At 70.7% G+C, this 21,855-nt stretch carries 17 protein-coding genes; 10 read left to right on the plus strand and 7 right to left on the minus strand.

Annotation, left to right across the window (positions count from 1 at the left end):
* Positions 1–51: 51 nt before the first annotated feature.
* The 6 genes from QFZ76_RS36975 (at position 52) to QFZ76_RS37000 (ending at position 7,533) form a co-directional block, all read left to right on the plus strand.
* A complete protein-coding gene (locus tag QFZ76_RS36975; protein ID WP_307677746.1) occupies positions 52–2,172 on the plus strand; it encodes a type IIA DNA topoisomerase subunit B in 2,121 nt (706 codons plus the stop codon).
* A 783-nt stretch (positions 2,173–2,955) separates the two neighbouring features.
* Complete coding sequence (locus tag QFZ76_RS36980) at positions 2,956–3,480, plus strand: DUF1453 domain-containing protein (protein ID WP_307677747.1); 525 nt, start codon at positions 2,956–2,958, stop codon at positions 3,478–3,480.
* Positions 3,481–3,569: 89 nt separating this feature from the next.
* Complete coding sequence (locus QFZ76_RS36985) at positions 3,570–4,634, plus strand: sensor histidine kinase (RefSeq protein ID WP_307677748.1); 1,065 nt, start codon at positions 3,570–3,572, stop codon at positions 4,632–4,634.
* Positions 4,631–5,314, plus strand: coding sequence for a response regulator transcription factor (locus QFZ76_RS36990; protein WP_307677749.1), 684 nt, complete (start codon positions 4,631–4,633; stop codon positions 5,312–5,314). The genes QFZ76_RS36985 and QFZ76_RS36990 overlap by 4 nt, the downstream gene beginning before the upstream one ends.
* 69 nt (positions 5,315–5,383) lie before the next feature.
* The gene (locus QFZ76_RS36995) at positions 5,384–5,944 is read left to right on the plus strand and encodes a DUF485 domain-containing protein (protein ID WP_307677750.1); all 561 of its coding nucleotides are present in this window, start codon (positions 5,384–5,386) and stop codon (positions 5,942–5,944) included.
* Positions 5,941–7,533: a cation acetate symporter gene (locus QFZ76_RS37000; protein ID WP_307677751.1), complete on the plus strand. Its 1,593-nt coding sequence runs from the start codon at positions 5,941–5,943 to the stop codon at positions 7,531–7,533. Before QFZ76_RS36995 ends, QFZ76_RS37000 begins: the two co-directional genes overlap by 4 nt.
* A 70-nt stretch (positions 7,534–7,603) precedes the next feature.
* Here QFZ76_RS37000 and QFZ76_RS37005 read toward each other — a convergent pair whose 3' ends face one another.
* From QFZ76_RS37005 to QFZ76_RS37020, 4 genes are all read right to left on the minus strand, one after another.
* Positions 7,604–8,284: a response regulator gene (locus tag QFZ76_RS37005; protein ID WP_307677752.1), complete on the minus strand. Its 681-nt coding sequence runs from the start codon at positions 8,282–8,284 to the stop codon at positions 7,604–7,606.
* Positions 8,281–9,951 (minus strand): sensor histidine kinase, encoded by a 1,671-nt coding sequence (locus tag QFZ76_RS37010; RefSeq protein ID WP_307677753.1) that lies wholly within the window; start codon positions 9,949–9,951, stop codon positions 8,281–8,283. The genes QFZ76_RS37005 and QFZ76_RS37010 overlap by 4 nt, the downstream gene beginning before the upstream one ends.
* A 128-nt stretch (positions 9,952–10,079) precedes the next feature.
* Positions 10,080–11,024 (minus strand): sucrase ferredoxin, encoded by a 945-nt coding sequence (locus tag QFZ76_RS37015; RefSeq protein ID WP_307677754.1) that lies wholly within the window; start codon positions 11,022–11,024, stop codon positions 10,080–10,082.
* A gap of 53 nt (positions 11,025–11,077) precedes the next feature.
* Positions 11,078–12,334, minus strand: coding sequence for a citrate synthase (locus QFZ76_RS37020; protein ID WP_307677755.1), 1,257 nt, complete (start codon positions 12,332–12,334; stop codon positions 11,078–11,080).
* 123 nt (positions 12,335–12,457) lie between these two features.
* On the opposite strand from QFZ76_RS37020, the gene QFZ76_RS37025 reads away from it, so the two are divergent.
* Positions 12,458–13,624: a citrate synthase/methylcitrate synthase gene (locus QFZ76_RS37025; protein ID WP_307677756.1), complete on the plus strand. Its 1,167-nt coding sequence runs from the start codon at positions 12,458–12,460 to the stop codon at positions 13,622–13,624.
* Between the two features lie 167 nt (positions 13,625–13,791).
* On the opposite strand, the gene QFZ76_RS37030 is transcribed toward QFZ76_RS37025, so the two are convergent.
* Entirely contained in the window at positions 13,792–14,028 is a 237-nt protein-coding gene (locus tag QFZ76_RS37030) for a hypothetical protein (RefSeq protein ID WP_307677757.1), read from the minus strand.
* A gap of 91 nt (positions 14,029–14,119) precedes the next feature.
* Entirely contained in the window at positions 14,120–14,671 is a 552-nt protein-coding gene (locus QFZ76_RS37035) for a DUF6082 family protein (protein WP_307677758.1), read from the minus strand.
* A gap of 319 nt (positions 14,672–14,990) precedes the next feature.
* Between QFZ76_RS37035 and QFZ76_RS37040 the strand changes: the two genes are divergently transcribed.
* Positions 14,991–16,043 (plus strand): GTP-binding protein, encoded by a 1,053-nt coding sequence (locus tag QFZ76_RS37040; RefSeq protein ID WP_307677759.1) that lies wholly within the window; start codon positions 14,991–14,993, stop codon positions 16,041–16,043.
* On the opposite strand, the gene QFZ76_RS37045 is transcribed toward QFZ76_RS37040, so the two are convergent.
* Positions 16,040–18,496, minus strand: coding sequence for a DNA topoisomerase (ATP-hydrolyzing) subunit A (locus QFZ76_RS37045; RefSeq protein WP_307677760.1), 2,457 nt, complete (start codon positions 18,494–18,496; stop codon positions 16,040–16,042). The two genes, QFZ76_RS37040 and QFZ76_RS37045, sit on opposite strands and share 4 nt — an antisense overlap.
* Positions 18,497–18,888: 392 nt before the next feature.
* On the opposite strand from QFZ76_RS37045, the gene QFZ76_RS37050 reads away from it, so the two are divergent.
* The gene (locus QFZ76_RS37050) at positions 18,889–20,283 is read left to right on the plus strand and encodes a pitrilysin family protein (protein WP_307677761.1); all 1,395 of its coding nucleotides are present in this window, start codon (positions 18,889–18,891) and stop codon (positions 20,281–20,283) included.
* Positions 20,280–21,668 carry a pitrilysin family protein gene (locus tag QFZ76_RS37055; RefSeq protein ID WP_307677762.1) on the plus strand — a complete coding sequence of 463 codons (1,389 nt, stop codon included), beginning with the start codon at positions 20,280–20,282 and terminating at the stop codon, positions 21,666–21,668. Before QFZ76_RS37050 ends, QFZ76_RS37055 begins: the two co-directional genes overlap by 4 nt.
* Positions 21,669–21,855 lie beyond the last annotated feature (187 nt).

Below are 21,855 nucleotides of genomic sequence, written 5' to 3' on the forward strand. Positions count from 1 at the left end.
ACGCCCTTACCCATGAGGGCCCCACTTGAAATTCAGCGAGGAGCGAACCGCGTGACCGCCGAGACGTCCGTGCCGTCCACAGCTCTGCTGGCAGGAGCAGACCGGGACGGTTCCAACTACACCGCGCGGCACCTGCTCGTCCTCGAGGGGCTCGAGGCAGTGCGCAAGCGCCCAGGAATGTATATCGGCTCGACCGACAGTCGTGGCCTGATGCACTGCCTGTGGGAGATCATCGACAACTCCGTCGACGAGGCCCTCGGGGGCTACTGCGACCACATCGAGGTGATCCTCCACGACGACGGCTCGGTAGAGGTCCGCGACAACGGCCGCGGCATCCCGGTCGACGTCGAGCCCAAGACCGGCCTCTCCGGCGTCGAGGTCGTCATGACCAAACTGCACGCCGGCGGCAAGTTCGGCGGCGGCTCGTACGCCGCGTCCGGCGGTCTGCACGGCGTCGGCGCCTCCGTGGTGAACGCGCTGTCCGCGCGGCTGGACGTCGAGGTGGACCGCAGCGGTCACACTCACGCCATCAGCTTCCGGCGAGGCGTTCCCGGCGCCTTCGCCGCGATGGGCCCGGACGCCAAGTTCGAGGCGGGGGGTCTGCGCAAGGCCAAGAAGATCCCCAGGACCCGTACCGGCACGAGGGTGCGGTACTGGGCCGACCGCCAGATCTTCCTCAAGGACGCCAAGCTCTCCCTGGAGCACCTGCACCAGCGCGCCCGCCAGACTGCCTTCCTGGTCCCCGGCCTCACCATCGTCGTCCGCGACGAGTACGGCCTGGGCGAGGGCGGCAGCAAGGGCGAGGAGTCCTTCCGCTTCGACGGCGGTATCAGCGAGTTCTGCGAGTACCTGGCCACCGACAAGCCGGTCTGCGACGTCCTCCGCCTCTCCGGCCAGGGCACCTTCAAGGAGACCGTCCCCGTCCTGGACGACCACGGTCAGATGACGCCCACCGAAGTCACCCGTGAGCTCGGCGTGGATGTCGCACTCCGCTGGGGGACCGGCTACGACACGACCCTGAAGTCGTTCGTCAACATCATCGCCACCCCCAAGGGCGGCACCCATGTCGCCGGCTTCGAGCAGGCCGTCGTCAAGACGATGAACGAGGTGCTCCGCACCAAGAAGCTGCTGCGCGTCGCCGAGGACGACATCGTCAAGGACGACGCCCTGGAGGGCCTCACCGCGGTCGTCACCGTCCGTCTCGCGGAGCCCCAGTTCGAGGGGCAGACCAAGGAGGTCCTCGGTACCTCGGCGGCCCGCCGCATCGTGAACACGGTGATCTCCAAGGAGCTCAAGGCGTTCCTCACCTCCACGAAGCGGGACGCCGCGGCCCAGGCCCGCGTCGTCATGGAGAAGGCCGTCGCCGCCGCCCGTACGAGGATCGCCGCACGTCAGCACAAGGACGCGCAGCGCCGGAAGACGGCCCTGGAGTCTTCGTCGCTGCCCGCCAAGCTCGCCGACTGCCGCAGCGACGACGTGGAGCGCAGCGAGCTGTTCATCGTCGAGGGAGACTCCGCGCTCGGTACCGCCAAGCTCGCCCGGAACTCCGAGTTCCAGGCGCTGCTGCCGATCCGCGGCAAGATCCTCAACGTCCAGAAGTCGTCCGTCACGGACATGCTCAAGAACGCCGAGTGCGGCGCGATCATCCAGGTCATAGGAGCGGGTTCGGGTCGCACGTTCGACATCGATGCAGCCCGCTACGGCAAGATCATCATGATGACCGACGCCGATGTGGACGGCTCCCACATCCGGACCCTGCTGCTGACGCTGTTCCACCGCTACATGCGGCCCATGGTCGAGGCGGGCCGGGTGTTCGCGGCAGTGCCGCCGCTGCACCGCGTCGAGCTGATCCAGCCGAAGAAGGGCCAGGACAAGTACGTCTACACGTACTCGGACCGCGAGCTTCGCGACAAGCTGCTGGAGTTTCAGAGCAAGGGGGTCCGGTACAAGGACTCCATCCAGCGGTACAAGGGCCTCGGCGAGATGGATGCGGACCAGCTGGCCGAGACCACCATGGACCCGCGCCACCGCACTCTGCGTCGGATCAACCTCTCCGATCTGGACTCCGCCGAGCAGGTGTTCGACCTGCTGATGGGTAACGACGTGGCACCGCGCAAGGAGTTCATCTCCAACTCGGCGGCGACGTTGGACCGGTCGCGCATCGACGCGTAGCCGCTGCGCTGGGCCCGGGCCGGTGAGACGGGGGTCGGGCCCAGGCGGGCGGGGAGGCCGTGGTCGGCCGGGCCGGCAGATGTGAGATGCACGGGCCGGGTGGGTCCGGATGGGGCGCCCCTGGGCCTGCGGCCTGGGCCGCCAGGCTGGAGTGACTGCGGCTCTGGCGCCGGGGCGGTGCGAGGAGTGTGGCTTGCCCGGTCGGGGGTGACGTGGGCGGACCAGGTCCGGCTGGAATGGGATGTGTGGTTCCGGTCTGGCCAGGGTGAGATCTTCAGCCACGATCGGGCGGGTGCGAGGGCGGGCGCGTGCCTTGCCGACTGTGCCGTTCGACTGCGAGGGCCGTTCGACTGTGAGGCTCACGGCTTCGCCACCGGTGTATCGACCCTGCCCCGCCAGGCTTGGCCCGGCGGGCCGTCGGGGAGAGGCTTTGGGTGCCCGACTCGGTTCGCAATCCTGGCGTATCGCACGACGCGTAGTGTGCAGAGGCGGGCGCGGCAGGCGCGGCCGGACGGTGCGCATGGCCGTGCCGATCGCGGCGGCTTGCACGGGCCCGCGAGTCCGGCGGGCGGGCGAGCCCGATGTGCGCGCGAGGCCGGGCGGACTGCGAGGCAGGGAGGGCCACCTTGCGGTGTCTCCACCCGTGGGTGGAGGTCAGCGGTCGTCGGGGATCCACCCATGATCCACCCCGGCTCCGATCTGTCGACCTGCGCACTTGCGTAGCGTCGAAGGCGTCGGCAGCGCTCGCTGTCGATCTCGCCCTTCCCCGCTACGGAGGCTCCGATGCCCGGGCTCGTCGACGCGTTGATGATCGTGGCCGTGGTCGTCCTGGTGGCCGTCCGGCAGTTCCGCCCCGGACGGATCGACACCCAGAGGCGATTGTGGCTCCTGCCCGCGGTCCTGGCCGTCATCGCGCTCCGCGAGCCGCACATGGTCGACGCCCACCACCCCGCGGCATCGGTCGCCCTGCTCGTCACCGAATTGATCACGGGCCTCGGCATCGGAGCCGGCTGGGCCTGGACCACCCGAATATGGGTGGAGCCGAACGGCGCGGTGTGGAGCAGGAGCACCAAGGCGAGCGGAGTGGTCTGGGTCGTCGGCATCGGATTGCGGGTCGGCCTCTTCGCGCTCGGCGCGGCGCTCGGCATCCACCAGGACTCCTCCGCCCTGCTGCTCGCCCTGGCGGCCACACTTCTGGTCCGCTCCGGGATGCTCGCCCGGCGGGCCCAGTCCCTGCACCCGGCTGCCGTTCCCGGTACGGCGTACGGTGACCGCATGCCCCCGCCCGCGTGGAAGGAACGGGTGTGACGGAGACGGAGAACGTCTGGACACGCTGGCCCTCCCGGGAGGCACTCGGGCGCGGGGCGACCTCGGGCCCTCGGCGTCTGATCGGGTGGGTGACACGGAGCCTGGTGCTGGGCATGCTCCTGTGGGGCGTCTTCACCAGCAGCCAGGGGCACGGCTGGGGGGCCGTCGGGGCAGCGGCGGCCGTCCTGCTGGCGGCGTTCGTGGCCTGGGCCCTCTACCGCACCACCCTCGCGCACCGGCTCTGGCCCTCCCTGACTCTCACCACGGTGCTCCTGGGGATCGCGGTGGTTGCCCAGACCGCCGACTTCAGGGTTCCCGCCCTCGTCCTGTGGTGCGGGTGTGCCGTCACCGCCCTGGAGCGGCTGCCCCTCGTGGCCGCCCTGCCGGTGACCGCGGTCGCCCTCACCTCGTACGCCGCGGTCAATGACGACCCCTGGCTGACCACGGCGGTCACGACAGCGGGGCTCGCCCTCGCCGGATACGTCCTGCGGCTGGACGCCGAGGCCCGTGGCAACGCCCAGCGGCTGCTCGACCAGGAGCGTGCCGCGCGGGCGGCCGAGGCGGAGTCGGCGGCACTCGCGGAGCGGGCGCGTATCGCACGGGAGATTCATGACGTGCTGGCCCACAGTCTCTCGGCGCAACTCGTGCACTTGGAAGCGGCCCGGCTGCTGATCGAGGGAGGGGCTGACCGGGAGCAGATTCTCGCGCGGGTGGTGGCGGCACGGGGAATGGCCCGCGACGGCCTCGCCGAGACCCGGCAGTCGCTGTCGACCCTGCGTGGCGAGTTGACCCCGCTGGAGGACTTCCTGTCCCAGCTCGTCGGTACGGCCGACGGCGCCGAGGCCACCATTTCGGGTGAGCGCAGACCTCTGCCGGCCGAGGCGTCGCAGGCCGTGCGGAGGGTCGCTCAGGAGGCCCTTACCAACGTCCGCAAGCATGCGCCGGGGGCGAACGTGCAGGTGAGGCTGGAGTACGGCGAGCATCAGGTGACGCTGGTCGTGCGGGACTCGGGCGGCTCGCCGGGCGAACTCGGCGGGAGCGGCGCCGGGTACGGTCTGCTGGGCATGCGGGAGCGTGCCGAGCTGCTGGGCGGCTCGCTGGAGGCCGGGCCGGGCAAGGAGGGGTTCGTGGTGACGTTGCAGGTACCCGTATGACAGCGGGGCCGGGGGAGAAGGCGGCCCGGGTGGTGGTCGTGGACGACCAGACCGTGGTCCGCGAGGGCATTGTGATGTTGCTTGGGCTGCTGCCCGGGATCGAGGTCGTCGGAGCCGCGGGGGATGGCGACGAGGCGGTGAAGCTCGTTGCCGAACTCGCCCCGGACGTGGTGCTGATGGATCTGCGCATGCCCCGCTGTGACGGGGTCGAGGCGACCCGTCGTATCCGGGCGGAGCACCCCGGGACGCAGGTCGTGGTGCTGACGACGTACGCGGACGACGAGTCGTTGTTCCCGGCGCTGCGAGCGGGGGCGCGTGGCTATCTGACCAAGGATGCGGGGGGTGAGGAGATCGTGCGGGCCGTGCGGAGTGTGCTGTCCGGGGACGCGGGGCTGTCGCCGAGCATCCAACGGCGGCTGTTGGAGAGGCTGTCGGAGCCCGAGCCGGCGTCGGTGGTGTCCGTCGGGGCGTCGGACGGGCTCACTGTCCGGGAGACCGAGGTGGTGGTGCTGATCGCCGAGGGTCTCAGCAATCAGGAGATCGCCCGTCGGTTGCACGTCTCCACGGCGACGGTGAAGACCCACATCAACAACCTCTTCGCCAAGACGGGTCTCAAGGACCGTGCGCAGGCGGTGCGTTACGCGTACGGGAATGGGCTTGTACGGCCACCGAGGGGGTGAGTCACCTGATGGGGTGAAGAGCGCGGGGAAGAAGAGTCGGGGATCTTCCCGTTCTGTCCATCCTTGGGCATGCAGTCAAGCAACGGTCGCTCCCGCGGAGGCGGCGGTGGTGCCGAGAGTTCGGTCGACAACCACGAGAGTCATGTTCCGGTGCCCGCCGGTGGTCCCGGACAGGTGAGGTACGACGATCCCTGGTACGACGCACTGGCCTCCGGCTGGGGCGAGTCGGGTGGTGTCGGCGCGCCCGTGCCCGCAGTTTCGCAGGCGCCGCGCGAGGAGGAGGCCACAGCTGTCGCGGCGGCCGAGGTGTACCTGGAAGTGCAGCGCAGTGCGGCCTTTCAGGAGGTGCGCAGTCGGTACCGGCGATTCGTGGTGCCGGCGGTCGTCGTGTTCTTCGTCTGGTACCTCGCCTATGTCGTGACCGCCACGACGGCACCCGGGCTGATGGCACGTCCCGTGGCGGGTGCTGTGAACGTGGCGATGTTGGCGGGACTGGGGCAGTTCCTCACGACCTTCCTGTTCACCTGGGCCTATGTGCGGCACGCGCGGCTGCGCCGGGACCGGGCCGCGCTCGAACTGCGGTGGGACACCCAGGAACTGACACGCGGCATCCGGGGCGGTGTGTCGTGACGGGGGACCATCAGACGCTGGCGTTGCTTCTGTTCAGTGTGTTCGTCGCCGTGACGCTGGGGATCACGACATGGGTGAGCCGTCACCGGCACGGCTCGGCGGAGGAGTTCTACGCGGGCGGCCGGCTCTTCTCACCGATGGAGAATGGTTTTGCCATCGCGGGTGACTACATGTCGGCCGCCTCCTTCCTCGGCATCTCCGGACTGATCGCCCTCTACGGCTACGACGGGCTGCTGTACTCGGTGGGCTTCCTCGTGGCCTGGCTCGTCGTGCTGTTCCTCGTCGCCGAACTCGTGCGCAACTGCGGGCGGTTCACGCTCGCCGACGTGGTCGCGGCGCGGATGAGCGAGCGGCCCGTGCGGATCGCGGCGGGAACCTCCTCGGTCACCGTGTCCGTTCTGTATCTGGTGGCGCAGATGGTGGGAGCGGGCAGTCTGGTCGCGCTGCTGCTCGGAGGCACCAGCGGGGCGGCGCGGACCTGGACGGTCATCGGGGTCGGCGCGCTCATGGTGATCTATGTGTCGTTGGGAGGGATGCGGGCCACCACCTGGATCCAGATCGTGAAGGCGGTCCTGCTGCTGGCCGGCACCGTCACGCTGACCGTGCTCGTCCTGGTGCGGTTCCACGGCGACTTCGACCAACTGCTGCGCACGGCGGCGGAGCGCAGTGGTCACGGTGAAAGCTTCCTGGCACCCGGCCTGAGGTACGGCGGAGACTGGACCGCCCGCTTCGACTTCATCAGCCTGGGACTCGCGCTTGTGCTGGGCACGGCCGGGCTGCCGCACATCCTGTCCCGCTTCTACACCGTGCCCACCGCGCGGGCCGCCCGGCGCTCGGTCGTCTGGTCGATCGGGCTCATCGGCGGCTTCTACCTGATGACGATCGTCCTCGGGTTCGGCGCGGCAGCGATCGTGGGGCCGGAGGCGGTACGGGGGTCCAACGCGGCCGGGAATACGGCGGTTCCGCTGCTGGCACTCGACCTGGGAGGTGGCGCGGACTCCACGGGAGGAACGGTTCTCTTCGCGATCGTGGCCGCCGTCGCCTTCGCCACGATCCTCGCTGTGGTCGCCGGGATCACGCTCGCCTCCTCCGCCTCCGTCGCCCACGACCTGTACGCCTCACTGCGGCGTTCCCATGCCAAGCCGCGCAGCGAAGTGGCCGTCGCCCGCGCCGCGGCCGTCGGCATCGGGGTGGTCGCGATCGCCCTCGGTCTGCTGGCACGCGATCTGAACGTGGCGTTCCTCGTGGGACTCGCGTTCGCCGTCGCCGCGTCCGCCAATCTGCCGGTGCTGCTCTACTCGCTGTTCTGGCGCGGCTTCACCACGCGTGGCGCCGTGTGGGCCGTCTACGGCGGGCTGATCCCGGCCGTCGTGCTCGTGGTGCTGTCGCCGGTGGTGTCGGGCAGCCCCGAGTCACTGTTCCCGGGCGTCGACTTCCAGTTCTTCCCGCTGCAGAACCCCGGCCTCGTCTCAATCCCGCTGGGCTTCGTCGCGGGCTGGCTCGGCACGGTCACCTCGGGGGAACTGCCCGACGAGGCCAAACACGCGGAGACTGAGGTGCGCTCGCTGACCGGAGCGGGGGCCGTGTAAGGGGCGGCGCTGTCACCGTCGTACGGCAGGGGCTCACCCGGATGCAGCGATGGCACCCACCGGCCGGCCCTCAGCCGTGGGTCGCCCACACATAGCGGTGCTCCGGGCGGCCCGCGTCGCCGTACTTGAGGGTGAGTCTGGCCCGCCCCGTGCGCTCCAGGAGCTTCAGATAGCGCTGGGCGGTCTGGCGGCTCACTCCGGTGCGTTCGGCGATCTCCTGGGCCGACAGGGGGCCTTCGGCGTTCATGAGGGAGCGTCGTACGAGTTCCGCGGTGGTGGGGGAGTGGCCCTTGGGGAGTGCGGGCTCCGACGGTGTGGACAGGGCCCCGAAGATGCGGTCGACCTCGGCCTGTTCGGCCTCGCCGCCGCCTTCGAGGGTGCGGCGCAGCTGCGCGTATGCCTCCAGCTTGGCGCGCAGGCCCGCGAAGGCGAACGGCTTGACCAGGTACTGCAGCGCGCCCTGTCGCATCGCGGCCTGCACGGTGGAGACGTCCCGCGCCGCCGTCACCATGATCACGTCGGTCTGGTGGCCACGTCGGCGCATTTCCTGGACGACCGTGAGGCCCGTCGCGTCGGGCAGGTAGTGGTCCAGGAGGATCAGGTCCACCTGGGGCAGCGCCTCCAACTGGCTCAGCGCCTCGGCCGCGCTGTGCGCCTCGCCGGCCACACGGAAGCCCGGGACCTTCTCGACGTAGGCGGCGTTGACCCGCGCGACCCGGAGGTCGTCGTCCACGACCAGGACCTCGATCATCGCGACTCCTCCTCGGTGGCGGACGGCTGGGTCTGCGGCGCCGTGAGGGCCGGTTCCGGCTCGGCCAGGGCGTCGGGCAGGACGACCGTGAACTCCGCGCCCCCGCCGCCCGCCTCGCCGACCCTGGCGCTGCCACCCTGGCGTTCGGCGAGCCTGCGCACAAGGGAGAGCCCGATGCCGCGGTTCCGGTGGGCCGGCGGCTTCTTCGTGGACCAACCCTCGGTGAAGACCAACTCGCGGTGCTCCACCGGGACTCCGGGCCCCGTGTCGCGCACCCTGAGGACGGCGGTACGCCCCTCCGCGCGCAACTCGACCTCCACGCGCGCGTGCGGCGTGCCCGCGACGGCGTCCAGCGCGTTGTCGACCAGGTTGCCGAGGATGGTGACCAGCCCACCGGGGTCGACCAGCCGGTCCGGCAGCCGGGTCCGGTCCGAGACCCACAGGGCGACCCCGCGCTCGGCCGCGACGGTCGCCTTGCCGACCAGCAGAGCGGCGAGCAGGGGGTCCTGGATCTTCTCGGTGACCTGTTCGGCGGTGGCACGGTGGTCGCCGACGACCTCGCCGACGAAGTCCACGGCGTCGTCGTACATCTCCAGTTCGAGCAGTCCGAGGAGTGTGTGCATGCGGTTGGCGTGCTCGTGGTCCTGGGCGCGCAGTGCGTCGATCAGCCCCTGCGTGGAGTCGAGCTCCCGGCCCAGCTGCTCCAGTTCGGTGCGGTCGCGCAGGGTGACGACGGCACCGCCGTCGTCGGTGGGCATGCGGTTGGCGACCAGCACCCGCTGGCCACGCACGGTGAGCAGGTCGGTGCCCGTCACCCGGCCGGCGAGCACGTCGGCCGTACGGCCCTCGCCGAGCGCCTCGTCCGGGGAGCGGCCGACGGCCTCGTCGCCGATGCCCAGCAGGCGCTGCGCCTCGTCGTTGAGCAGGCGCACGCGGCCGGTGCGGTCCAGGGCGACGACGCCCTCCCGGATGCCGTGCAGCATGGCCTCGCGCTCCGCGAGCAGGCCCGAGATGTCCGAGAAAGCCAGGTCCCGGGTCTGCCGATGGACCCGGCGGGAGATGAGCCAGGCGGCCAGCGCACCGACGGCCAGGGCGCCGCCGGCGTACGCGAACAGCCCCGGGATCGCGTGGATCAGCCGCGCGCGCACGCTGTCGTACGCGATGCCGACCGAGACGGCGCCGACGATGTCGCCGTCGCTGTCGCGCAGCGGCACCTTGCCGCGGGCGGAGCGGCCCAGGGTGCCACTGTCGATCTCCATGACCTCCTTGCCGGCGAGAGCCTGGCCGGGGTCGGTCGAGACGGTCCTGCCGACCTGGTCGGGGGTGGGGTGCGACCAGCGCACGCCCCGCCAGTCCATCACCACGACGTACTCGGCCCTGGTGGTCTCGCGGATCCGCTCCGCCGCCCTCTGGACGGGCCCGTCGGCTGTCGGAGGCGTGTTCTTGACCTCTTCGGCGATCCGCGGCTCGGCGGCGGTGGTCTGCGCGATCGCGAGCGCACGGCGCATCGCCTGGTCGTCCAGCTGGTCGCTGAGCGGAGCGAGGAAGAGCCCGGTCGCGAGCACCGCGACGCCCGCGGCGATCGCCAGCTGCATCAGCAGCACCTGCGAGAACACGCGCCGCGGCAGGCCGAGGCGCAGGCGTCGGGCGGGGGAAGTGCGGCTCATACCCATGACGGTACGTGGGTGGGTCTCGGCTGCCGCAGGGGGTGTGGCGTGGATTACTTGATCAATATGTGAGACGCCTGGATGCCGCGTGTGGTGCGACGGGGCTCGGTGAAGCCGCGCGTGTGCCCTCAGCTCGCGAGCGCCGTCGCCGCCGTCAGCTCGCGCACCGCCACCACGTCCATGCGCGCGGGCGAGCCGAGCACCGACGCTCCGCAGCTCTCCGCGCGGGCCGGCAGGGACGCGCTCTGGGCCACCACGACACGCCAGCGGCGTCCGTCGGCGTGGGCGACGGTCACCTCCCAGCGTGGCGCCGCGCCTTCCGTGCGGACGACGGTGAGCGCGTCCGCCGCGTACTCGCCCATCGCCGAGCGCACGGCCAGTTCGGCCGCCTGGCCGGGCCGCTCCCAGGCCGAGTTCCCGCGGCACCCCTCCACGACGATCCGCCCCTCCTGGACGCTGTGCAGGATCTCCTTGACGGCATGGGCCTCGGCCCGGCCGTAGGCGTATCCGTACGGCAGGACGAGCAGTGTCGGCGAGAAGCGATGACCACCCAGATGGGTGACTTCCCAGGTGCCCCCGACGCCGGACGCGGCCAGCTCGGCGGCCAGCGGGCGGCCGAGGAGCGCGCAGCAGCGGTCGCGCTTGCCGTTGGTGCAGACGAGGGCGAGCGGCTCGCCGGTGTGCGGCCGCCCGTCGAGCGCCGTGTCGAAACTGCTGTGGTCGCCCGTGCCGAGCGCGGCGAAGTCGAGGTCGAGCAGTTCCCGCGGGTCGCGGGTGGTGGCGGAGCGCAGCCACGCGTTGCCGGGCAGGGTGTGCGCGGCGTACACGTGACGCGTGGTCGGCGTGCCGCTGTCGGCGTGCCGCCCGGGGCGGCGGATCAGCGCGACGCGTACGTCCGTGCCCTTCGCGGCCGCTTCCAGGGCACGTCCCAGTGCGGGGTCCAGGTGGCTCGAAGTGAGCGCCTTGGCACCCCAGGGGCCGGGCTGCTCCAGCAGCAGCCAGGTCCTCGCTGTGGCCGCGGTCCCGGAAATGGGCTCGTCGAGCTCCTGGGAGACGGTTGAGCACGTACTCACAGAGGTGAGCCTAACCTGACTTGAGGCAGGGTGACTTCCGGACCGGGTGTTGCCTACTCCGGGAGGGGCTGCGGTGGCCTGGGGCCGACGTAGTGGCCGCTGGGGCGCATCCGCAGGGGGCGCTCCCCGTACTCCTCCAGGGCGTGGGCGATCCAGCCCGCCGTTCGGGCCACCGCGAAGATCGTCTCGGCCGCCGTGGCGGGCATGCCGGAGGAGGCGGTGAGGACGGCCAGGGCCAGGTCGACATTGGCGTGCAGGGGGGTGTGGCGGGCGGTGGTGGCCACGATGTCGTGGGCGGCGGCGAGGGCGGGCTCGGCCCCGGGGATCTGCTCCAGCAGGCCGAACAGGGCACGCGCGCGTGGGTCCTCGCCCGGGTAGAGGCGATGGCCCAGCCCCGGAATCCGGCGGCCGGCCCGCAGTTCGTCCGCGATCACGGGGACCGCGCTGCCCTGGTCGAGCACGTCGAGCAGCAGCTTGTGGGCCAGCCCGCCGGCCGCGCCGTGCAGGGGCCCCTCGATCACGCCGAGCCCGGCGGAGACGGCCGCGTAGGCGTGCGCACGGGCCGACGCGGCGACACGGACGGCGAGGGTCGACGCGGCGAGGTCGTGGTCGACGAGGAGGGCGAGCGCGGTGTCCAGGGCGCGCAGCGAGGCCTCGTCGGCGGGCCGGCCGCTGAGCCGCGTCCACAGCCGGTGGGCGAGGGGGCCGCCGTCGCCCCGGTCGTGCAGGACCGGCGGCAGGGCGGCGACCAGCGTGGGGATGAGCACGCGCGCGGTGCCGAGCACGGCCTCCTCGGAGAGGTCGAAGCGCAGCGGATCCGCGGCCGAGGCGGCGATCGCCGCGACCCGCAACCGGTCGGTGGGAGCGGCGTGCTCGGGCAGCGCGTCCACGGCGCGGCGGGCGACGGCGACGGCGGCCTCGGGCGCAGTGAAGGTGGCGCCGGGCCGGGGGTGCCCCGTCCACAGCCACTCGGCGACCTCTTCGTAGGAGTGCCGTGCGGCCAGTTCGATGGCGTCGACGCCCCGGAAGTAGTACCGGTCCGCCTCGATCAACGTGATGCGTGTCCGTACGGACAGTTCGCCTCCGGAGCCGGAACTTCCGCCGCCGTCCCGCCTGTTGCGCCGGGCGAGCGCCTCCACCTCCTTGGCGTCGAAGGTGCTGCCCCGGCCGCCGGGCACGCGCCGGCTGGAGAGCTGGCCGCGGCTCACGTAGGCGTACACGGTCTCGGGCTTCACGCCGAGCAGCTCGGCGGCCTCCTTGGTGCTCAGCCGCTGTCCGGCGGGGACGGGGAGGGGTTCTTGATCGCGCATAGGACGTCACCGTATCCGCAGCTCGGTTCATTGATCGGATATTGATCCGCTTGTATTGATTCAATCAATATTGACAGGAAATCAGTCAAGCATGGACAGTCAAATCAAGTCGAGGGAGGAATCATGTCCGTCAACAGGTCAGCGGCCGCTCTGGTCGACGTACCGCGGGGACTCGCGGGCGTCGTCGTCACCGACACCGAGATCGGTGACGTACGGGGGCGCGAGGGCTTTTACCACTACCGCCAGTACTCGGCCGTCGAACTCGCGCAGACTCGCAGCTTCGAGGACGTCTGGCATCTGCTGATCCACGGCGCGCTGCCGGACGCGGAACGCGGCGCCGCCTTCGCCGCCGAGACCGCCGCGCTGCGGCGGCTGCCCGACGAGGTGCTGGCCGCGCTGCCCGCCATCGCCGCGGCCGGCGCGGGCTCCGGTCCGCTCGCCGGGATGCGGACCGCGCTGTCGCTGCTCGGCTCGGCGAAGGGCTTCCGCCCGGTGTACGACCTGGACCCGGACCGGCGTCGCCAGGACACCGTCGTCGCGGCGGCGGCCGTACCGACGCTGCTCACCGCGCTGCACAGACTCGGCGCGGGGCTGGAGCCGGTGGAGCCGCGCGAGGACCTGTCGTATGCGGCGAACTACCTCTACATGCTGACGGGTTCGGAGCCGGAACCGGCGCGGGCCCGGGCGGTGGAGCAGTACTTGATTTCAACCATTGATCACGGCTTCAACGCATCAACCTTCACGGCCCGGGTCATCGCATCGACCGGTGCCGATGTGGCGGCGTGTCTCGTGGGAGCGGTGGGGGCGCTGTCAGGGCCCCTGCACGGGGGTGCGCCCAGTCGTGCGCTGGACACCCTGGATGCGATCGGGACGCCCGACCGCATCGACTCCTGGATTCGCGAGCGGGTCCTGGCCGGTGACCGCATCATGGGCTTCGGTCATGCGATCTACCGCACGGAGGATCCCCGTTCCCGGATGCTCCGCGAGGTCTGCCGGCAGTTCGGCGGTCCGCGCGTCGACTTCGCCGTCGAGGTCGAGCGCCACGTCGAGCGGATCCTCGCCGAACTGAAGCCGGGCCGGGAACTCCACGCCAACGTCGAGTTCTACGCGGGCGTGGTCATGGAACTGTGCGGGCTGCCACGCGAGATGTTCACGCCGACGTTCGCGGCGGCGCGCGTGGTGGGCTGGAGCGCCAACATCCTGGAACAGGCGGCGGACTCGAAGATCATCAGGCCGGTGGCGCGGTATGTGGGGCCGGGGGCACCGGTGGCGGTGCCTCGGGCGGCCTGACATACGTGTGGCCTGGTGCCGTTCTGGCGCCAGGCCTCATCGGTGATGATCGAGCAGGTACGGGGTGACGAACTGCTCGCCGGGTCGATGCCCAGGTCGCTCAGCGGTTCTGTGCGGCCGGGGAAGCTTCGCGGGACGCGTGTGGGTGAGAGAGGGCTCGCTCGGCGTCAGACGTCGGGGATGTCCGCCTTGGCGCGAATCAGGGTCTCTCTGCTGACGATGACGATGCGCTCGTAGTCGGCGCGGGCTGCATCGGCGGGGAGTTCACGCTCCAGTGCCTCGGTTGCCTCGGTGCCGATGACGGCGAAGTTGCCGTCGCTGAGTTCGAACAGGTCCGGGCAGGTAGCTCCTGAACTACTGCCTCGGGCGCTGGGAGGCACACCGATGCGGCGCACGATCTTCAAAGGTACCGGTCCTTACGAAAAGGTCTGGGCATAGTGGTGGGGAGCAGGTTACTGGTGTTTCTGAGTCCCCTGGGGCCGGACCGCAAGAAAATCACTCGGTCGGCGGATCACCGACGACCCACCACTCGTCCGTGTCGGATTCGTCGAAGTCCCGGACGAGGCCATCGACCATGTGCCCCAACTGCGCTTCCACGGATGACTCGTCCAGGCTGGCGCGCATGTGCCTCGATGCGTCCCAGTACTCACGGAAGACCGGACTCTGGAAGAACTCCCGCAGGCGCGTGTACAGCTCCTCCCGACCCAGGAGTTCCGCCTGGTAGAGGTGGTAGAGGTAGGCGTACCAGGCGTTGGCGTAGAAGAACTGACGGCGCCGCTCCGCCGGGATGCTCTTGTCGTAGGAGTCGATCACCGCGGCGAGAGAGGGATCGTCGATCGCCCTCGCCAGCAACTCCCAGTGCATGCGCTGCTGATGGGCCAGAGCTTTGCGCCGGATCGCCAACTCCTCGAGTTCCAGCCTCCTCTCGTGCCGACGTGCCTTCTCCAACCACCACTGACGCGCTGCCACCGTCATGGTGGCGGTGGCAGCCAGGAGAGTGAGCGCGGCAGGGCCCAGCCTCCCCGCGGTGTGCTTCCGTGTGGCCATGTCAACCCCCGAATCAGGCGGCCGTCCGCCGGTCGTCGGGGTGCGGGTCGACGGAGGGGACCGGCGAGCGGTGGGCGGCGCTTGCCGTCTCCCAGAATGCCGAGCGGCTCTGATCGGCGGGGAGGCGGAGAGGAGGCGCACGGAGGGAAGCGAGGGTCGCACAATCCGGCGCCTTCCCCAACGTCTGCCCCGCAAGGACTGCTAACAATCGTTCACTCAGCGGCGATTCTTACGGCTCGTATCCTGGGTGGGCATTCAATCCTTGGACGTGCGCAGGGGGTCGGACCGGCGTACGCGGTGGCGTGAGAGAGGTAGCGCGTTGAGTCGGAGCTCGCACCAGATCCCGGTCGTCGTGCTCGCCGGATTCCTCGGCTCCGGCAAGACCACGCTGCTCAACCATCTCCTCCACCGCAGCGGAGGCAGCCGTATCGGCGCCGTCGTCAACGACTTCGGGGCCATCGAGATCGACGCGATGGCCGTCGCGGGGGCCCTCGGCGACTCCACGGTCTCCCTCGGGAACGGGTGTCTGTGCTGTGCCGTGGACGCCAGTGAGCTGGATGAGTACCTGGAGCGGCTCGCCCGGCCGTCCCTCGGCATCGACGTCATCGTGATCGAGGCCAGCGGGCTCGCCGAACCCCAGGAGCTCGTGCGCATGGTCCTCGCCAGTGAGCATCCGGGGATCGTGTACGGGGGGCTGGTCGAGGTCGTCGACGCCGCCGAGTTCGACGCCACCCGCGCACGGCATCCCGAGATCGACCGGCACCTCGGCCTCGCCGACCTCGTCGTCGTCAACAAGCTCGACCGGGCCGCCGACGGTGAGCGGGTCCTCGATCTGGTCCGGTCCCTCGTCGACCAGGCCGCCGTCGTGCCTGCCCGCTACGGCCGCGTCGACCCCGAGTTCCTCTTCGACTGCCGGCCCGGCGAGGAACGTATCGGGCAGTTGTCCTTCGACGACCTGCACGATCATGCGGGCGGGGACAGCTACGACCAGCACCTGCACAGCGGCTACGACAGTGTGGCCTTCGTCTCCGAACTGCCGCTCGACCCGCGCCGGTTGATGCAGTTCCTCGACAGCAGGCCCGAGGGGCTGTACCGGATCAAGGGATATGTCGACTTCGGGCCGAACGACTCCGGGAACCGTTACGCCGTGCATGCCGTCGGGCGGTTCCTGCGTTTCTATCCAGAGCCCTGGACGCCCGCCGAGGCCCGCCTCACCCAGCTGGTGCTGATCGGCTCCGGCATCGACGCGTCCGCCCTCGGCAAGGAGCTTCAGGCGTGCAAGAGCGACGCCCCACACGCCGACGAGCACGGCATGTGGGGCGTTCTGCGCTACGTACAGGAGCCGGAGGAAGACGCCCCGGAGGAGCCTTAGACCGGTCCTGCCACCACCGACACCGTCTTCGGCAGCGACACACCCGAGCCGTCGCGGCGCGGGTCCATCTCCGGGAGGTCGGCCGGGGTGCCGTTCTTCTGTGCCGCCTTCGCCGGGACGGGTCCCGCCCAGGCCACGGACAGGCAGTCCTCGCCCTTGAGGAAGCGCTGGCAGCGGACGCCGCCGGTGGCCCGGCCCTTGCGCGGGTACTGGTCGAACGGGGTCAGCTTGGCCGTCGTCTGGACGGAGTCGTCCAGGGTGCCGCGCGAGCCCGCGACCGTGAACACCACGGCGTCCGCGGCGGGGTCGACGGCCGTGAAGGAGATCACCTTCGCGCCCTCGGTGAGCTTGATGCCCGTCATGCCGCCGGCCGGGCGGCCCTGGGGGCGGACCTGGGCGGCCTGATAGCGCAGCAGTTGCGCGTCGTCCGTGATGAAGACCAGGTCCTCCTCGCCGGTGCGCAGCTCCACCGCGCCGACGATCCGGTCGCCCTCCTTGAGGGTGATGACCTCCAGCTCGCCCTTGTTGGTCGGATAGTCGGGCACCACGCGCTTGACGACGCCCTGCGCGGTGCCGATCGCCAGACCGGGTGAGGACTCGTCGAGCGTGGTCAGACAGATCACCGTCTCGTCTCCCTCCAGGGGGACGAACTCCGCGACCGGGGCGCCGCCCGAGAGGTTCGGCGCGGACGCGGTGTCCGGGAGCTGGGGCAGGTCGACGACGTTCACCCGCAGCAGGCGCCCGGAGGACGTGACCACGCCCACCTCGCCGCGCGCGGTGGCCGGCACCGCCGAGACGATCACGTCGTGCTTGGTGCGCCGGGCGTCGGCGTCCTCCGGGAACGGATCGCCGTTCGCCGTGCGGGCCAGCAGGCCTGTGGAGGACAGGAGCACACGGCAGGGGTCGTCGGCCACCTGGAGCGGCACGGCGGTCGCCGGGGCGCCCGCCGACTCCAGCAGGACCGTACGCCGCTCGGTGCCGAACTTCTTCGACACCGCGGCCAGTTCGGCGGAGACCAGCTTGCGCAGCTCGGAGTCCGAGTCGAGGATCCGGGTCAGCTCAGCGATCTCCGCGTTCAGCCGCTCCTTCTCCGACTCCAGCTCGATGCGGTCGAAGCGGGTGAGGCGGCGCAGCGGCGTGTCCAGAATGTATTGCGTCTGGATCTCGCTCAGCGAGAAGCGCTCCATCAGGCGCTGCTTCGCCTGTGCGGAGTTGTCGCTGGAGCGGATGAGGCGGATCACCTCGTCGATGTCGATCAGCGCGGTGAGCAGGCCCTCGACCAGGTGCAGACGGTCGCGCTTCTTGGTGCGGCGGAACTCGCTGCGGCGGCGCACGACCTCGAAGCGGTGGTCGAGGTAGACCTCCAGGAGCTCCTTGAGGCCGAGGGTGAGGGGCTGGCCGTCCACCAGCGCCACGTTGTTGACGCCGAAGGACTCCTCCATGGGCGTCAGCTTGTAGAGCTGCTCCAGGACCGCCTCCGGCACGAAGCCGTTCTTGATCTCGATGACCAGGCGCAGGCCGTGCGCCCGGTCGGTGAGGTCCTTGACGTCCGCGATGCCCTGCAGCTTCTTCGAGCCGACCAGGTCCTTGATCTTGGCGATGACCTTCTCGGGGCCGACCGTGAAGGGCAGCTCGGTGACGATCAGGCCCTTGCGGCGCGCCGTCACGTTGTCCACGGCCACCGTCGCGCGGATCTTGAAGGTGCCGCGGCCCGTCTCGTACGCGTCCCGGATGCCGGAGAGGCCGACGATCCGGCCGCCGGTGGGCAGGTCGGGGCCCGGGACGTGCCGCATCAGGGCCTCGAGGTCCGCGTTCGGGTAGCGGATCAGGTGGCGGGCGGCCGCGATGACCTCGGCCAGGTTGTGCGGCGGCATGTTCGTGGCCATGCCGACCGCGATGCCCGAGGCCCCGTTGACCAGGAGGTTCGGGAAGGCGGCCGGCAGCGCCACCGGCTCCTGCTCCTGGCCGTCGTAGTTGGGGTTGAAGTCGACCGTGTCCTCGTCGATCGACTCGGTCATCAGGCTCGTCGCCTCGGCCTGGCGGCACTCGGTGTACCGCATGGCGGCCGGCGGGTCGTCGTTGCCCAGCGAGCCGAAGTTGCCGTGGCCGTCGACCAGCGGGACGCGCATGGAGAAGGGCTGCGCCATGCGCACCAGGGCGTCGTAGATCGACGCGTCGCCGTGCGGGTGCAGCTTGCCCATGACCTCGCCGACGACCCGGGCGCACTTCACATAGCCGCGATCGGGGCGCAGGCCCATCTCGTTCATCTGGTAGACGATGCGGCGGTGCACCGGCTTGAGGCCGTCGCGGGCGTCCGGCAGGGCGCGGGAGTAGATGACCGAGTACGCGTACTCGAGGAAGGAGCCCTGCATCTCGTCGACGACGTCGATGTCGAGGATCTTCTCCTCGTACGAGTCGTCGGGCGGCGGGGTCTTCGTGCTGCGGCGGGCCATCGCTGCCGGCTCCTCCTGTTTCTGGTAGTTCGCCTACGGGACGCTCAGGTCGGTCTCGGGAGCCCGATCGTGCTCAGCCCTTCGGGCCTCAGCGCGCTCGACCTCTCGACACCGCCGCGTCCCTTCGGCTCACTCGTGCTGAAGCGTGAACGGGATCTGACGCGGACCATTGTGGACCGCGGCACTGACAGTGCGGGCCAGGGCCCTCTGTCGGCTGCCCGGTCCGGAATGCGGGCGGGCGCCTGACCGCGGTTGCCCGCAGGCTACGCGATCTCGCTGACGGCGTACGTCGTCCGGGAACTTCGCCGACCGCCCGCACGCTGCATACAGTGGCAGGACCGGCAGGAAAACCGCGGTTTTCAGCGACCGCGACCGCGATCGAAGGGACGTACATGCCCATGGGTCACACGGCCACAGCCCAGGCAGGCTCCGGCGGACTGACAGCGACCGAGCACCGCCTGGCCAATGGCCTGCGCGTGGTGCTCTCCGAGGACCATCTGACCCCCGTCGCGGCGGTGTGCCTCTGGTACGACGTCGGCTCGCGCCACGAAGTCAAGGGTCGTACCGGCCTGGCTCACCTTTTCGAGCACCTTATGTTCCAGGGATCCGGCCAGGTCAAGGGCAACGGCCACTTCGAGCTGGTTCAGGGCGCCGGCGGCTCGCTCAACGGAACCACCAGCTTCGAGCGCACCAACTACTTCGAGACCATGCCCACCCACCAGCTGGAGCTCGCCCTCTGGCTGGAGGCCGACCGCATGGGCTCGCTGCTGGCCGCCCTCGACGACGAGTCGATGGAGAACCAGCGGGACGTCGTCAAGAACGAGCGCCGGCAGCGCTACGACAACGTGCCGTACGGCACGGCCTTCGAGAAGCTCACCGCCCTCGCCTACCCGGAGGGCCACCCCTACCACCACACCCCGATCGGCTCGATGGCCGACCTGGACGCGGCCACCCTGGAGGACGCGCGCGCGTTCTTCCGCACGTACTACGCGCCGGGCAACGCCGTCCTGTCGGTCGTCGGCGACATCGACCCGGAGCAGACGCTCGCCTGGATCGAGAAGTACTTCGGGTCCATCGCGTCGCACGACGGCAAGCCCGCGCCCCGCGACGGCTCGCTGCCCGACGTGATCGGCGAGCAGCTGCGCGAGATCGTCGAGGAAGAGGTCCCCGCGCGCGCGTTGATGGCCGCCTACCGGCTCCCGGAGGACGGCACGCGCGCGTGCGACGCGGTCGACCTGGCGCTCACCGTCCTCGGCGGCGGCGAGTCGTCCCGGCTCTACAACCGGCTCGTACGGCGCGACCGTACGGCGGTGGCGGCCGGCTTCGGTCTGCTGCGGCTGGCCGGGGCGCCCTCCCTGGGCTGGCTGGACGTGAAGACCTCCGGTGACGTCGAGGTGCCGGTCATCGAGGCCGCCATCGACGAGGAGCTCGCCCGGTTCGCCGAGGAGGGCCCCACGGCCGAGGAGATGGAGCGCGCCCAGGCCCAGTTGGAGCGCGAGTGGCTGGACCGGCTCGGCACGGTCGCGGGCCGTGCCGACGAACTGTGCCGGTACGCCGTCCTGTTCGGCGACCCGCAGCTCGCCCTGACCGCCGTACAGCGCGTCCTCGACGTGACGGCCGAGGAGGTCCAGCAGATCGCCAAGGCCCGCCTGCGCCCCGACAACCGCGCGGTGCTCGTCTACGAGCCGATCTCCGGCGAGACTGCCGAGGACGCGGATCCCCCCGAAGACCCCGAGGCCGAGGCCACGGTCGAAGCCGGCGACAAGAACGAGGAGGCGGCCCGGTGACCGAGCTCGCCACGATGGAATTCCACTCCCAGCCCCAGGCCGGCGAGGCCAGGCCCTGGGCCTTCCCGGCACCCGAGCGCGGCACGCTCGACAACGGCCTGACGGTGCTGCGCTGCCACCGCCCCGGCCAGCAGGTCGTCGCCGTGGAGGTGCTCCTGGACGCGCCCCTGGAGGCCGAACCGGCCGGTCTGGACGGCGTCGCCACGATCATGGCGCGGGCCTTCTCCGAGGGCACCGACAAGCACTCCGCCGAGGACTTCGCCGCCGAGCTGGAGCGCTGCGGCGCCACCCTCGACTCGCACGCCGACCACCCCGGCGTACGGCTCTCCCTCGAGGTCCCCGCCTCCCGCCTGGCCAAGGCGCTCGGCCTGCTCGCCGACGCGCTCAGGGCGCCCGCGTTCGCCGACAGCGAGGTCGAGCGACTGGTCCGCAACCGCCTGGACGAGATCCCGCACGAGCTGGCCAACCCGTCCCGGCGTGCCGCCAAGGAGCTCTCCAAGGAGCTGTTCCCGGCGACCTCGCGCATGTCGCGCCCGCGCCAGGGCACCGAGGAGACGGTCGAGAACATCGACTCCGCGGCTGTGCGCGGCTTCTACGAGAAGCACGTCCGCCCCGCCACCGCCACCGCCGTGGTCGTCGGCGACCTCACCGGCATCGACCTCGACGCGCTGCTCGGTGACACGCTCGGCTCCTGGACCGGCTCCTCGGCCGAGCCCCGTCCCGTGCCGCCGGTGACCGCCGACGACACCGGCCGGGTCGTCATCGTGGACCGCCCCGGCGCCGTCCAGACACAGCTGCTGATCGGCCGTATCGGCCCCGACCGGCACGACCGCGTGTGGCCTGCCCAGGTGCTCGGCACCTACTGCCTGGGCGGCACCCTCACCTCCCGCTTGGACCGCGTCCTGCGCGAGGAGAAGGGCTACACCTACGGTGTGCGGGCGTTCGGTCAGGTCATGCGCTCAGCCCCGGACGGAACAGGTGCCGCGATGCTCGCGATCAGCGGCTCCATCGACACCCCGAACACCGGCCCCGCCCTCGACGACCTGTGGACGGTGCTGCGCACCCTCGCCTCCGGAGGGCTCACCGACGCCGAGCGTGACGTCGCCGTGCAGAACCTCGTCGGAGTGGCGCCGCTGAAGTACGAGACGGCGGCGGCCGTGGCGAGCACGCTGGCCGACCAGGTCGAGCAGCACCTGCCGGACGACTTCCAGGCGACGCTCTACCAGCAGCTCGCGGCGACGGGCACCGTCGAGGCCACCGCGGCGGTCGTGAGCGCCTTCCCGGTCGACCGTCTGGTGACCGTCCTCGTCGGGGACGCGGCGCAGATCAAGGAGCCCGTGGAGGCTCTCGGGATCGGCGAAGTCACCGTCGTTTCGGCGGAGTAGGCGCACGCGCGCGTGGCGAAGCGGGCCAACGCGCGTCCAGGGGCCCTGGTGACCCAAGAGTCACCAGGGCCCCCCTATGTCCGAATTGAGGGAGAGGTTGCCTGTCTGCCCTGTGGCATGCGCTACAAACGCCGTGATTCGTTTGGGGTTTGAAACTTGGCGCGTTTAGCGTCATGCGGGCTGTCCG

The sequence above is a fragment of the Streptomyces sp. V4I2 genome, from assembly GCF_030817655.1.
Lineage (GTDB): Bacteria > Actinomycetota > Actinomycetes > Streptomycetales > Streptomycetaceae > Streptomyces > Streptomyces plumbiresistens.